This is a genomic window from Glutamicibacter sp. NPDC087831, assembly GCF_044742845.1.
In the GTDB taxonomy this organism is placed as follows: domain Bacteria; phylum Actinomycetota; class Actinomycetes; order Actinomycetales; family Micrococcaceae; genus Glutamicibacter.
This window is the reverse complement of the sequence record NZ_JBIUVH010000003.1, coordinates 90,513-103,823: the sequence shown is the minus strand read 5'-3', so window position 1 is coordinate 103,823 and position 13,311 is coordinate 90,513. Positions and strand designations below refer to the sequence as shown.

Genomic DNA, 13,311 nt, shown 5'->3' with positions numbered 1-13,311 from the left:
ACGTGCGATTTCTCGCAAAGCGTCCGGGGATTTGTGCTCTGAAGCACTGTTCGCGCTAGGGTTGGTGACAGGTGTGCCGGGAAGTCTGGTCGGCGAGAAATATTCATTTAACGAAGTAAGCGAGTTAAAAGCATGACCCAAACTCCGTCTTCGGGTTCCAGCAAGAACCTGTTTTCGCGCCCCAGCTATAAAGAATCTATCCGTATCGGCGACATCCTGCGCAAGGAAACCGTCGGCGGCATGGTACTCATCGCCGGCGCTTTGCTGGCATTGATCTGGGCTAACACCCCGCTGCGCGAGTCCTACTTCGCACTGCGTGACTTCCACTTCGGACCTACCCTTTTCGGTGTGGATCTGAATCTGTCCATCGGCCACTGGGCTGCCGATGCTCTGCTGGCGGTGTTCTTCTTCCTGACCGGCTTGGAGCTGAAAAAAGAATTCGTCATTGGCGATCTGCGCAATGCGAAAACGGCAGCCGTACCGGTAGCGGCCGCTTTTGGCGGCGTGCTGGTGCCGGCATTGATCTTTGTCGCTATCGCTTCCATGTCCGGTGGCGGTGAGTTGTTGCGTGGCTGGGCCATTCCAACCGCAACAGACATTGCGTTCGCCGTGGCTGTGCTCGCGGTGATTGGTTCGGCGCTTCCCGCAGCGCTGCGCATCTTCCTGCTGACTCTGGCTGTAGTCGATGACCTGATCGCTATTGTCATTATCGCCGTCGTATTCACCGATGACCTGAAGCTGTCCTACCTGGGCCTGTCGCTGATCCCCATCATTCTCTTCACGGTCCTTGCCCGTTTCCTTGGCAAGTTCTTCGCCAAGCGTGCGTGGGCCGCGTGGGCAATCCTGCTGCCGCTGGGTGTCATTACCTGGATCTTCGTCTTCGGCTCCGGCATCCACGCCACCATCGCCGGTGTGGTCTTGGGCTTCTGTGTCCCGGTCAAGCGCACCGATGGCCGTGACGGCATCGGCCTGGCTGAACGATTCGAGCACCGTTTCCGCCCGCTGTCCTCCGGCATATGCATTCCCATCTTCGCCTTCTTCGCCGCCGGCGTGACCGTGATTTCCCCTGACAATGGCAGCGGCGGCCTGCTCACCGATCCGGTGTTCTGGGGCATCGTGCTGGGTCTGGTGCTCGGCAAGCCGATCGGCATTATGGGCTCGACCTGGGTGCTGACCCGGTTCACCAAGGCCTCGCTGGACAAGGATGCCCGCTGGGGCGACCTGCTGGGTGTCACGTTGCTGGCAGGTATCGGTTTCACCGTATCCCTGCTGGTCTCCGAATTGTCCTTCGGGTTGGAGTCGGCGCACTATGAGCATGCCAAGGTAGCAATCCTGGCTGGTTCATTCGTTGCCGCGATCCTCGGTGCCCTGTGGCTGATTCCCCGTAACCGCCGATACAAGGTCATCCACGCGCGCGAGACCCGCGATGCCGATAAGGATGGCATCCCTGATGTGTACCAGCAGGACGACGAAGGAAAGTAGCCTTCTGGAATCCTGAAGAAATAGCTCGGGCGCCGGCTTCCACATGTGGAAGCCGGCGCCCGAGCTATTTGGTTTTGCTACTATTTGCGGGCCTCGTGCATGGCGACCTCAGCGGCTACCCAAGCGAGCATTGCGCACTTGACGCGTGCGGGGAACTTCGAGACGCCGACGAAGGCAGCGGCGTCTTCCAGCACCTCTTCATCCGGCTGGAAGTTTCCCTTGGAGCGCATCATCTCGCGGAAATAGTCCCTCTTCCCAAGAAATTCTTCCTTGGTCAGCTCAGGCAGCATCTCGGCCAGCACCGAGGCAGAGGCCATGGAGATGGAGCACCCATCGCCTTCCCAGCTCATCGACGTGAAATGCTCCTGGTCATCAAGCTCTACGCGGACACGGATCTGGTCGCCGCAGATCGGGTTGTGCTGGTGGGACTCGCCGTGCAGCAATCCTTCGGTGGTCTCAACCAGCGGCGAACCGATGCGGCGCTTCGAGTGGTCCAAGATGACCTGTTGGTATAGCTGATCCAATTCGTTCATTTAAACTCCAAAGTATTCGCGCACGGAGCTCAAGGCCTCAAGCAGGGCCTTGATGTCTTCTTCCGTGTTGTACAGATAGGTGCTGGCGCGGGTCGTGGAATTCACGCCCAGGGCGCGGTGCAGCGGCTGCGCACAGTGGTGGCCCACGCGTACCGCAATGCCGCGCGAGTCGAGGTATTGGCCGACATCATGCGGGTGCACCCCGATCACTTCAAACGGGACAGTACCGATACGCTGCGCGTCGGCCGGACCGAAGACGCGCACGCCTTCGATTTTCGAGATGCCCTCATAGAGCATTGCTCCGAGGTGCTCTTCCCAGGCCGCGATACGGCCCATGCCGATTTCATCCAGGTAGCTGACTGCGGTAGCCAAGCCGTGGGTCTGGGCGATGCGCTGGGTTCCGGCCTCGAAACGCTGCGGCGATGGCATGTATTCTGCGTGCTCCATGTCCACCACGGTGATCATCGATCCACCCGAGAGGAACGGTGGCATTGCGTTGAGCAGTTCTTCACGGCCGTAGAGTGCGCCGATTCCGGTTGGGCCGAGCATCTTGTGGCCGGAGAAGGCCATGAAGTCAACGTCCAGGGCTTTCACGTCGACCGGCAGGTGCGGCACGGACTGGCATCCGTCCAGCACGGTCAGGGCCCCGACCTTGCGGGCAGCGTCAACGAACTTCTGGGTATCGGTGATGGTACCCAGCACATTCGAAACGTGGGTGAAGGCAACGAGCTTGGTTTTCTCGGTAACCAGCTCATCAAGCAATTCGTAGCGCAGTGCACCATCTTCGGTGACGGGCACATAGCGCAGCGTAGCACCGGTGCGGAAAGCCAGTTCCTGCCACGGGATCAGGTTCGCGTGGTGTTCAAGTTCGGTGGTGAGGATTTCATCGCCCGGGCCCAAGCGGAATCGGGCCGCGGCCTCTCCCCCGCGCCCCAAGGAGGCATTGGACATCGAGTAGCTGATCAGGTTCAGCGCTTCGGTGGCATTGGCAGTCCACACCAGTTCGTTGGTGCGTGCACCGATGAACTTGGCGACCTTCTCGCGTGCTTCCTCATAGATCTCGGTAGCTTCAACTGCCAAGGAATGCGCACCGCGGTGTACTGCTGCGTTGGCGTTCTCGTAGTAGTGCTGCTCGGCTTCATAGACGCAACGCGGCTTCTGGCTGGTGGCGCCGGAGTCCAGGTACACAACGTCAACGCCGTTGACTTGGTGCTCCAGAATTTCAAAGTCGGCCTTGATGCGCTCAACTTCTCCAGCTGTCAACGCCTCAAGGGCTTCTGGCTGACCGGTCATCGTGTGCACGTGGTCCTCCGAATAATTGTCATGGATGCCGGACAGGCCGTGGCAAAGAATCGTCACAGGCCTATTAGGCAAGGGGTACATTGGGTAATTATTCCACTCCGGGCCTCGAAGCACATCTAAGTTAGGCCTTAGTAAGGAACGCCTCGGTCCATAGCTTTCCTAATTTAATGAAGTCGAGGACCGCTGCGGACCGTTCAAGTCCCCAGCGGTCCCCGCTTGGCTTCACCGCGCCCCATAGGGATCAGCGGTCAGCTGATATGGAATTTTGCCTGGGCAGCTTCCAATCCCGAGTTCATCAGCAATTCCACTGCGTCAGCGCAATTGTCGATCAGAAACGGAAGATCGGCCTTTTCGGTCTTGGAGAAGTCCTGCAAAACCCATTTGGCAGTATCCATGCGGCCCGGAGGGCGCCCAACGCCTGCGCGCACGCGCAGGTAGTCCTTGGAGCCCATGGCCTTTGAGATATCCCGCAGGCCGTTATGCCCGCCTTCACCGCCACCGCGCTTGAGCTTGATGGTATCGAAGGGAATGTCAATCTCGTCGTGCACGACAATCAGCCGGGCGGCATCGATGCCGAAGAACTTCGCCGCGTTAGCTACCGGCCCGCCCGAAAGATTCATGAAAACCATGGGCTTGGCCAGCACGATGCGTGGACCGCCAACCCCCATGCGTCCTTCGACAACCTGGGAACGCGAGGAGTGGGTCTTGAATTTCGAGCCGACTCGATGAGCCAGTTCATCGAGCACCATCTGCCCGATATTGTGTCTATTGCCAGCGTAGCCGGACCCGGGGTTCCCGAGTCCGGCTACGAGCCAAGTTCCATCACTCATGATGCTCAGCTAAAACCTAGGTCGCTGTAATTAGGCAGCGATGATCAGGTCCATGTGATCAACGGTGCGGTTCAGCGCGTGGATCTGGATGTCCTTGATGGTGGTCTTCACGGTCTTGCCTTCGATGTTCAGAACCAGCTCAACACCGCGGTCGCGAACGGCCAGGGTGGTTTCGCGGCCTGGAAGCAGTACGTGCTGTGGCTCGGAGCCTGCACCGTAGACAACTGCTGGGATCTGGCCATCGCGGCGAGCCTGGCGGGCAGCGCCCTTGCCGAAATCGCTACGTACAACGGCGTCAAGGTTGACAGATGCCATGATAATTCTCCTTAGGAAATGAATGCTTCGTTAAGGCCCTTGCGTGGACTCGGGAAGCATCCAACATCTAGGAGATGAAAGAGCTTTTCCGGCCTTGTCGATAACGGTCCCACCATTGCTGGTGTTTCCCTCGCCTGGGCACAGTCAACAATTCTACCAGCTGCCATCGCCAACGGGAAAACCTGTAGCGAACGCCACTATTCCTGGATTCCGCTCAACGGCTTTGGAAAATAAAAGTATCGTCCAGCGTAAAGCCGTGGGCGTCATCGCAGCGATAACCGCGCAGCCACGGCACTCCATCCACCATCCGCAGATAGAATCCGCGCGGGAATTCCTGATCGCCGGGTGCCGCGGAAGCGACGGTCAACGAATCAGCCGGCTTCTTCCCATCACTGAGCACTGAATTGTTGGAAGACGCTTGGTCTAGGAAATCCAGTCGCATATACGGGCCGGTCATGGCGGGGCACAACTTCAATCCGACGCTGACTGCGCGTTCAAGGACCTGAGTCAACGTTGCTCCGACCTCCAGACCAAGCTGTCGCAGATTACGACTTACCACGGTCACCTTTTGGGGCCGACACAACCTCATCGAAAATCCGGTGGGCTAACAGCATTTTGGCGTAGTCGTTAAGCTGAACCCCTGTTTGGACCATGCGTTGCAGTAGCTCAGCGCGTTCCAGCCCTCCCACAGCGACCTGGCGTATGCCAAGTTCCATGCTGCCCCTCTTGGTCCTTGATCCACCATAAATAATAGTTTTCCGTGTCTGTATAAGGCACCTTCACCGGGCATTTTCTCGGGCGGGGTATATGGGAATCCGAAGTGTTTGAAAACTCGGTGTTTCAAAAATTAGCCGAGTCAAGAACACGTATATCCCGTATGACGACCGGCTTACGGAACACTTCCCTGCGATACATCTTTGAACTTCAACTCAATGCAGGATTCTTGAAAATGCCCAACGTACATGACGAAAGGATGAAGCACAAAACACATACTGAATCGTCTTGCCCACGGAATAGCTGTAAATTTTCTATGGACTGCCTGCTGTTCGTTGGCAGTATTCTAGGAGGACAACTTGGCAATGTATTCAGGTCGTGGGCTGTGGCATTTTCTTGATTCACCGGCAATTCTGGCAACGACCTCAAGGATGGGTTTCGGTTGGCACGGGTTGGACATGCAGCATGGCCTGTGGAGTGAACCCCAAATAATTTCCGCTCTTGCTGAGGCACCAGGTGGAAACATCGCCGTGCGGGTTCGCAGCGGAAGCTACGCAGATATTGGGTTTGCCCTCGATGCCGGTGCCACCCACATCATGGTTCCCATGGTCAATACGGCCGAAGAAGCCCAAGACGTAGCCCACGCGGCAAGGTACGCTCCGCAGGGCGGGAGAAGCTGGGGACCGATGAGTGCGCTGTTCGGGGCACCCGTGCTTAACCCCCAAGAAGCGAACTCTCGAATTCACCTGTCGTTGATGATCGAATCCGCCGAAGGACTGGAAAACCTGGACGCAATCCTTGGCACACCGGGCATCGACTCCATATTCGTGGGCCCGGTCGACTTGGCAATGAGCCTTGGAACGGACGTGGATTCGTTGCTCGCCGCCAAGGACTCTCCGCTTGGATACATAGCAAAAGCGTGCCATGACCACCATATTGAAGTAGGTGCTTTCGCAGGCTCGTCGGTCAGGGCCAGCGCCTTCGAAGGACTCGGCTACGACTGGGTGGCCACCGATACGGATATGGGACTCCTTAAGGCAGGTGCCGCACTAGCCCTCGATGGCTGATTCTGCCGTTGACGGGCAGGATTCCGATTCCCCTGACCCGCTCAGCGTTCCTCTTACGGGCACTGTCAATGATCGGTTAACCGCCTCTGGCCGGCACCCTAAGGTGCCGGCCAGAGGCTTTGCGAAACGAGGGCTGCTAGGCGCGGCCGTCAAACAGGTTCGTGACCGAACCGTCGTGGAATACTTCCGAGATCGCGCGGGCGATCGTCGGGGCAATCGAGAGCACGGTGAGGTTCTCGAAACGCTTCTCTTCAGGGATTGGCAGGGTGTTGGTGACAACAACCTCGCGGGCACCGCAATCAGCCAAACGCTGGGCGGCCGGATCCGAGAAGACCGCGTGGGTAGCCGCGATGATGACGTCCTTGGCGCCGGCTTCCTTCAGCACGCGCACAGCGCCTGCGATGGTTCCGCCGGTGTCGATCATGTCGTCGATCAGGATCGCGATGCGGCCCTCCACCTGGCCAACCACGGTCTTGGACTCGGCCTGGTTAGGCACCGTCAGATCGCGGGACTTGTGGACGAAGGCCAGCGGGGTGCCGCCCAGTCGATCTGCCCACTGCTCGGCAACGCGCACGCGGCCGGTGTCAGGGGAAACCACGGTGACTTCATTTACATCGACCTTGGACTTGATGTAGTCAGCCAGCAGCGGGAAGCCGAACAGGTGGTCCACCGGACCGTCGAAGAAGCCCTGGATCTGTGCGGTGTGCAGATCGCAGGAAATCACGCGGTCAGCACCGGCGGTCTTGAACAGGTCGGCAACCAGGCGGGCCGAGATCGGCTCGCGGCCGCGGCCCTTCTTGTCCTGGCGCGCGTAAGGGTAGAACGGCGCCACGACAGTGATGCGGCGGGCCGAAGCACGCTTCATCGAGTCAATCATGATCAGCTGTTCCATCAGCCAGTTGTTCGTTGGTGCTGGGTAGGACTGCAGCAGGAAAACGTCCTTGCCGCGAACCGACTCATCCGAACGCACGTAGATCTCGCCATTGGCGAAGTCGTAGGCGTTCAACGGCAGCAGTTCGGTGTCGAGTTCCTTGGCTACTTCTGCAGCCAGCTCAGGGTGCGCACGACCGGTGGCCAGCACCAGCTTCTTGTCGACGTTATGGCTGATTTCACTCATGGGGTTTGCTTTCTCGCTCGCTTCGCTATCACGTATGAGGTTGTTGTCGAGGAAATGAAGTCTGTAGCTGAATTACTCGGAAGCCGAAGAGTTCAGCGAGGACTTGAACGCTGCGTCAGCCGAGGAGGTGCCTGGGCGCTTTTCCAGCGTCCACCCCTCGGAGTTGCGCTGCGGTGCCACAGACAGTGCCAAGGCACCGGCCGGGACGTTCTTGCGGACGATGGCTCCGGCTCCGGTGTAGGCGCCGTCCCCGATTTCAACCGGGGCAACGAATACGGTGTTGGAGCTGGTGCGCACATGCGAACCGATCTTGGTGCGGTGCTTCTTTTCGCCATCGTAGTTTGCGGTGATGTTGCCGCAGCCGATATTGGTGAATTCACCGATTTCAGCATCTCCGGCGTAGCCGAGGTGCGAGAGCTTGGAGCCACGGCCAATCGTGACGTTCTTGGTTTCGTAGAAGGCGCCGATCTTGCCATCCGCACCGAGGTCGGTGCCGGGACGCAGGTAGGCGAACGGGCCAACCGAGGCGCCATCAGCGATGCGCGAGTCGGTGGCGTCGGTGCGCTTCACGGTAGCGCGCTGGCCAACAACCACGTTGGTCAGGGTGCTGTCCGGGCCAACGGTGGCATTGGCGCCGATGATGGTCTCGCCGTGCAGCTGGGTGCCTGGCTTGAGGGTGGCGTCCTGGCCGATCATGACGTCAGCGTCGATCCACGTGGTCGCCGGATCAACGATGGTCACGCCCTGGCGCATCCAGAATTCGGTCTTGCGCTCGTTGTAGATGCGGGCCAGATTGGAAACCTGGACGCGGTCGTTGGCGCCCTCGATCTGCCAGCGGTCAGCGATCTGCGAGGAGGCGACGCGGCCACCGCGGCCGCGGGCGATGGCGAGCACATCGGTCAGGTACATTTCGCCCTGCGCATTTTCGGTGGTGACCTCGGTCAGCGCCGAACGCAGGATCTGGGCATCGAAAGCGTAGATGCCGGAGTTGATTTCCTTGATCAGCAGTTCTTCTGCCGAAGCGTCCTTCTGCTCGCGGATTCCTGCAACCTCGCCCTGTTCATCGCGCAGGATGCGGCCGTAGCCGTTAGGGTCATCCAATTCGGTGGTCAGCACGGTCACGGAGTTGCGGTTCGACTCGTGCGTAGCAACCAGTTCCTGGAGCACCTCGCTGGTGAGCAACGGCACATCGCCATAGGTCACCACAACGGTGCCTTCAAGCGATGGGTCCACGGCTTCCAAGCCCAACTGCACGGCGCGGCCGGTACCCGGGATTTCATCCTGGTCGGCAATGGTGATGGAAGGGAACTGTCCCAGAATGTGCTCTGCGACCAGATCACGCTGGTGGCGGACCACCGCTACCAGGTTCTGCGGCTCCAACGCGGAAGCCGCGTAGAGTGCGTGGCCAATCATGGACCGACCTGCGATTTCATGCATGATCTTCGGCTTCGCCGATTTCATGCGAGTGCCAGCGCCGGCGGCTAGGACGATGACAGCTACTGGTGCGTTGACCTGATCACTCAAGTGCATTCTCCTGCAAATTGGATTCAAGGTTTTGGGCAGAGAAGTAAAACCTCAAAGCAAGTCTATCGCGAGCTTCGGGGTGCGCTGAAACTGTTTAAAAAATAAAAGCGCCACTTGCGTGACGCTTCATCATTGGTTCCGCCCCTAGGATTCGAACCTAGAATGCACAGCTCCAAAGGCTGGCGTGTTGCCATTACACCAGGGCGGAAAATGGCTTGCGCAGGTCATGCCCGACAAGCACGCTAATTATTCTGCCATGATCAGCCCAATGTGCGAAATCGCAAAACACCGTAGCTAAACTCACTTTTATTCTCTGCTTTAAACTGCCCAAGTCCTCTGGCACGGCACACGCTCAGATGGTCCTGCCAGGGCCTCGATTTGCTCCCGGAACGTAAAATGGAAATTGTGGCTCATTTACTCGGGGGCGAAGCCCTACATCTGGAATATCCCACCCATGTCGTTTTCGACTCGGTAACCATCGGCATTTCCGATGGCGACCGCATCGGCCTGGTGGGTCGCAACGGCGAAGGCAAGTCCTCGCTGCTCGGCATGCTCTCCGACAGGATCGAGCCCAACTCCGGGCGTGTTACCAAGCGCAACGGCCTGCGCGTGGGCGTGCTGGACCAGTCAGACACCCTGGATCCCGAAGCGACCGTGCACTTCTGCGTGGTGGGCGAGATGGACGACCACGAGTGGGCCGGCGAAGCGCGCATCCGCGACATCATCTCCGGGCTGGTCGCCGACCTGGACTGGGAAGCGAAGGTCAGCACCCTCTCCGGCGGCCAGCGCCGCCGCGTGGCTCTGGCCGCGCTGCTGGTGCAGGACTGGGACGTCGTCATCCTGGACGAACCGACCAACCACCTGGATGTCGAAGGCATCTCCTGGCTCGCCGAGCACATCAATAACCGCTGGTCCAAGAACGCCGGCGGCCTGATGGTCGTCACCCACGACCGCTGGTTCCTCGACGCGGTCTGCACCACCACCTGGGAAGTGCACGACCGCCTGGTCGAGCCCTTCGAGGGCGGTTACGCCGCCTACGTGCTGCAGCGCGTGGAACGCGACCGCATCGCCGCGGTCACCGAAAACAAGCGCCAGAACATGATGAAGAAGGAACTGGCCTGGCTGCGCCGCGGCGCCCCGGCCCGTACCTCCAAGCCGAAGTTCCGCATTGAGGCAGCCAACCAGCTGATCGCCGATGTCCCGCCGGCACGCAACCCGCTGGAGTTGCAGAAGATGGCCACCAGCCGGCTGGGCAAGGACGTCATCGACCTGCTGGACACGGAGGTCTCCTTCGGCGCCAAGCAAGTACTCAAGCCCTTCACCTGGCGCATCGGCCCGGGCGAACGCACCGGCCTGCTCGGTGCCAACGGTGCCGGCAAATCCACCTTGCTGGGCCTGATCGCCGGGACCGTGGAGCCAACTGGCGGCAAGATCAAGCGCGGCCAGACCGTGAAGCTGGCCGTGCTGGACCAGCAGTTCCGCGAACTGGAGCAGATCGGCCAGGACAAGGTCCGCGAAATCCTCGCCCGCTACCGCACCACGTTCAATGTGGATGGCAAGGACCTGACCCCGGCCCAGCTGCTGGAGCGCCTGGGCTTCTCCTCGGCACACCTGTCGACCAAGGTTGCTGAACTCTCCGGCGGCCAGCGCCGCCGCTTGCAGCTGCTGATGATCCTGATGGATGAGCCCAACGTGATGATCCTCGATGAGCCCACCAATGATGTCGATACCGACATGCTGGCGGCCCTGGAAGACCTGCTGGATTCCTGGCCCGGCACCTTGATCGTGGTCTCCCACGACCGCTACCTGCTCGAACGCGTCACCGACCAGCAGTACGCGATCCTGAACGGCAACTTCCGCCACGTGCCCGGCGGCGTGGACGAGTACCTGTTGCTGCGAGCTGCCGAAGGTTCCACTGGCGGGTCCAATCCTTCGCAGGCTTCTTCCGAAACTGCCGCCAAGCCTGCTGGCCCTTCGGGCGCAGAGCTGCGTGCCGCGCAGAAGGAACTGAATGCCAATGAACGCAAGGTCGGCCAGCTAGAGGAAAAGATCGCCAAGGTCCACGCCAAGATGGCCGATCATGACCAGAGCGACTATGAAGGGCTGGGCAAGTTCACCGCTGAGATCAACGAGTATCAAGCGCAGATCGACGAATTGGAAGAACGGTGGCTGGAACTGTCCGAGCTGCTCGGATAGCGTCTGCGTACTGTGACTGAGCTGGAGGGTCCGGAAACGGTCATTGTTGAGACACACGCAGACGAGTTAAGGCGACGCTACTGTTAGTTTATTTGGTACTGGCTTGCCACGTTACTGGCTGTGTACGGTTCCTAAAATATCACTGCCGTGCGCCTTTAGAAGGGTCCCTGCGACAGTCCCGTCGACGATTCATTGGTGAGGGAATCCAGCTCTCCAGCTACTTGCGACGCCACACGGATGTATTCCAGAGCTGATTCAAGGCTTATATCTCCCACCCCATGAGCGGCGGCATTTCGAAGCGAAGCTAGTTCGGTCACAGCATTTTTTCAGATTACTGGGGGCGGAGGAATCTCTTCGAAAGGCGGTGATGGACGATCCAGCACGTGAGGGCTAGGAACCAACAGCCTTAAGATACTTTCCGACTTGCCGCTCAACCTCGAGAAATGCGTTAATAACCCCGGCCGATGGTTTCACCTTCGCGAGTTGCGATGAGAGCTCGTCCGATGGCTCAGAGCCAACAGTCTGCTCTTGACCTAAACTCTTGATTCCTTCGGACAGGACTTTGACTGCAGCGGTGCTCCACGAAGCCTCAAGCCAAGGACTTTTCAGGCTTTCCATGCTGGGCAAACGGTCTTTTATCGCTTCCAAGAGACTTTCTAATCCAGTGCGGAACTTCATAAGTAGAAAAATGACGGCCAGTGGCCGAGCAAGAGAAGCTACCACCGACGAAATAGAGACGAAGACGTCGGGCCAAAGATCGTGCGCTGACGTTTCGACTGGAAAAAAATATACTGCAAACAATGAATACACCACCCGCACTTTCCAAAATGGAGTGATGTCGATCAAGGACGTCTTGGGATGGGCCACCAACCCAATCGTCGGGCCAGCCATGATCGCGACCAAGCCCGAGCCGGAGCGTGCTGCGATCAAGGACGAACTCGACGCCTTGAATGCAAATCCAGCGGCAAAATACCGTAGGCTTCCAATGTCCGATTTCCCATTCTTCCGTCATTTCCCGACGTTGCTGGAAGACCGCCTGAACCACCGAGATGATCCGCAGTTCTTTTCCGAGAGCTGCGTCGAGCGCGAGGAAGCGGCACGCATCGAAGTTCCAATCGCCCACATTGGCGGTTGGTTCGACCTCTTTACCCGCAATACGGTGCGGCAGTTCGAGCTGGCCAGCGAGATGGCATCGACCGATCAGCTCCTGGTCGTCGGCCCGTGGCAGCACGGAAACTTCGTCAGCGAAAAATTGTCTGGCGTCAAACTTCCTGGCAGCACGGTGGATACCAACCAGATCGTGTTCGATTGGATCGCATCGCGCAATCGAGACAGCAAGCGAGATGAGTCGAGCCCATCGGCGTACATCTACGTTTTGGGTGCCAACAAGTGGCGCGCTGAGCAACAGTGGCCCATCGCTGGAACCAAGGTCACCTCCCACTACCTTCGCGCCGACAACAGGCTCAGCGTAGATCCAGGCCCAGAAGGTGAACGCTCATTCGACTACGATCCGCGCAACCCATACGATGCCAAGTCCGTCGTTGGTGGCCTGCCCGATGTCGGAGCACATCACGACCACCCTGGGGTCCTGGTCTACCAATCGGACGTGCTTACTGTCCCGGTCGAGATTACCGGATGGCCAAGCGTCGAGCTCAAAGCTCGAACCTCCTCCACAGACGTCGACTGGCTGGTTGAGCTGAATGTCGTTTCAGCATATGGAACCTCGCGGCTTTACAGCGAAGGCATCACCCGCGCACGGTACCGGAATGGCCGGGACAAGCCCGAGGCCGTGGTGCCAGGCGAAGAAGTCACCTACACCATCGAGATGCGCCCGACCTCGGTCCAAGTCCAACCCGGAGAAAGGATTGAAATTGCCATCTCGGGCGGCAAGTTCCCCACCTACGAACGCAACCCAGGCAGCTTCATCGACCTGAATACGTGCACCGAAGATGACATGGTCGTCTCGCACAACGACATCTTGTCCGGCGTAACCGGTTCCAAGGTGAATCTGCCCATCGTTTCAGTCGAAGCACAGGGGGAATGGATCAAGAACCCTTGGCCTGGTTCCCTCAAGTGGCGCCTGACCATGGGCTTGACGGCACGGGCGCTGATGTCGGTTTCAGGGCACGCGACGACCTGAGCTGAATACTGGCAACTGCCCCGTGGCGCTGAGCGCGCCACGGGGAATTGTGTTCGTACGCCGGTTATGTGGAGTGATTACACACAGCTGA

At 59.0% G+C, this 13,311-nt stretch carries 11 protein-coding genes, 1 tRNA gene and 1 pseudogene; 4 read left to right on the top strand and 9 right to left on the bottom strand.

The window, feature by feature from the left end:
• Positions 1-132: 132 nt before the first annotated feature.
• The gene (gene nhaA, locus ACIOJF_RS11270; RefSeq protein WP_402735503.1) at positions 133-1,482 is read left to right on the top strand and encodes a Na+/H+ antiporter NhaA; all 1,350 of its coding nucleotides are present in this window, start codon (positions 133-135) and stop codon (positions 1,480-1,482) included.
• Between the two features lie 80 nt (positions 1,483-1,562).
• Here nhaA and sufU read toward each other — a convergent pair whose 3' ends face one another.
• The 5 genes and pseudogenes from sufU to ACIOJF_RS11245 all read right to left on the bottom strand — a co-directional run bounded on the left by sufU (position 1,563) and on the right by ACIOJF_RS11245 (position 4,973).
• Positions 1,563-2,015, bottom strand: coding sequence for a Fe-S cluster assembly sulfur transfer protein SufU (gene sufU / locus ACIOJF_RS11265; RefSeq protein WP_105657105.1), 453 nt, complete (start codon positions 2,013-2,015; stop codon positions 1,563-1,565).
• Positions 2,016-3,308 carry a SufS family cysteine desulfurase gene (locus ACIOJF_RS11260; protein WP_402741706.1) on the bottom strand — a complete coding sequence of 431 codons (1,293 nt, stop codon included), beginning with the start codon at positions 3,306-3,308 and terminating at the stop codon, positions 2,016-2,018. It abuts the gene before it with no gap.
• Positions 3,309-3,565: 257 nt separating this feature from the next.
• On the bottom strand, positions 3,566-4,147 hold the full coding sequence (pth, locus tag ACIOJF_RS11255; RefSeq protein WP_105657104.1) for an aminoacyl-tRNA hydrolase: 582 nt from the start codon (positions 4,145-4,147) through the stop codon (positions 3,566-3,568).
• 42 nt (positions 4,148-4,189) lie between these two features.
• Positions 4,190-4,462 (bottom strand): annotated as a pseudogene (locus tag ACIOJF_RS11250) (50S ribosomal protein L25); the annotation flags it as partial.
• Positions 4,463-4,676: 214 nt separating this feature from the next.
• Positions 4,677-4,973: a hypothetical protein gene (locus tag ACIOJF_RS11245; protein WP_146112922.1), complete on the bottom strand. Its 297-nt coding sequence runs from the start codon at positions 4,971-4,973 to the stop codon at positions 4,677-4,679.
• 568 nt (positions 4,974-5,541) lie between these two features.
• Between ACIOJF_RS11245 and ACIOJF_RS11240 the strand changes: the two genes are divergently transcribed.
• A complete protein-coding gene (locus tag ACIOJF_RS11240) occupies positions 5,542-6,243 on the top strand; it encodes an HpcH/HpaI aldolase/citrate lyase family protein (protein ID WP_402735612.1) in 702 nt (233 codons plus the stop codon).
• Between the two features lie 136 nt (positions 6,244-6,379).
• Here the strand turns inward: ACIOJF_RS11240 and ACIOJF_RS11235 are convergent, their stop codons facing one another.
• The 3 genes from ACIOJF_RS11235 to ACIOJF_RS11225 form a co-directional block, all read right to left on the bottom strand.
• Positions 6,380-7,360: a ribose-phosphate diphosphokinase gene (locus ACIOJF_RS11235; protein ID WP_105657098.1), complete on the bottom strand. Its 981-nt coding sequence runs from the start codon at positions 7,358-7,360 to the stop codon at positions 6,380-6,382.
• Between the two features lie 72 nt (positions 7,361-7,432).
• Positions 7,433-8,884 carry a bifunctional UDP-N-acetylglucosamine diphosphorylase/glucosamine-1-phosphate N-acetyltransferase GlmU gene (glmU, locus tag ACIOJF_RS11230; protein ID WP_402735502.1) on the bottom strand — a complete coding sequence of 484 codons (1,452 nt, stop codon included), beginning with the start codon at positions 8,882-8,884 and terminating at the stop codon, positions 7,433-7,435.
• 133 nt (positions 8,885-9,017) lie between these two features.
• Positions 9,018-9,092 (bottom strand) — tRNA-Gln (locus ACIOJF_RS11225).
• 197 nt (positions 9,093-9,289) lie between these two features.
• On the opposite strand from ACIOJF_RS11225, the gene ACIOJF_RS11220 reads away from it, so the two are divergent.
• Positions 9,290-11,080, top strand: coding sequence for an ABC-F family ATP-binding cassette domain-containing protein (locus ACIOJF_RS11220; RefSeq protein ID WP_105657291.1), 1,791 nt, complete (start codon positions 9,290-9,292; stop codon positions 11,078-11,080).
• A 390-nt stretch (positions 11,081-11,470) separates the two neighbouring features.
• Here the strand turns inward: ACIOJF_RS11220 and ACIOJF_RS11215 are convergent, their stop codons facing one another.
• The gene (locus ACIOJF_RS11215; RefSeq protein WP_402741710.1) at positions 11,471-12,010 is read right to left on the bottom strand and encodes a hypothetical protein; all 540 of its coding nucleotides are present in this window, start codon (positions 12,008-12,010) and stop codon (positions 11,471-11,473) included.
• Between ACIOJF_RS11215 and ACIOJF_RS11210 the strand changes: the two genes are divergently transcribed.
• A complete protein-coding gene (locus tag ACIOJF_RS11210; protein WP_402735501.1) occupies positions 11,916-13,220 on the top strand; it encodes a CocE/NonD family hydrolase in 1,305 nt (434 codons plus the stop codon). The two genes, ACIOJF_RS11215 and ACIOJF_RS11210, sit on opposite strands and share 95 nt — an antisense overlap.
• The last annotated feature ends 91 nt before the right edge of the window (positions 13,221-13,311 follow it).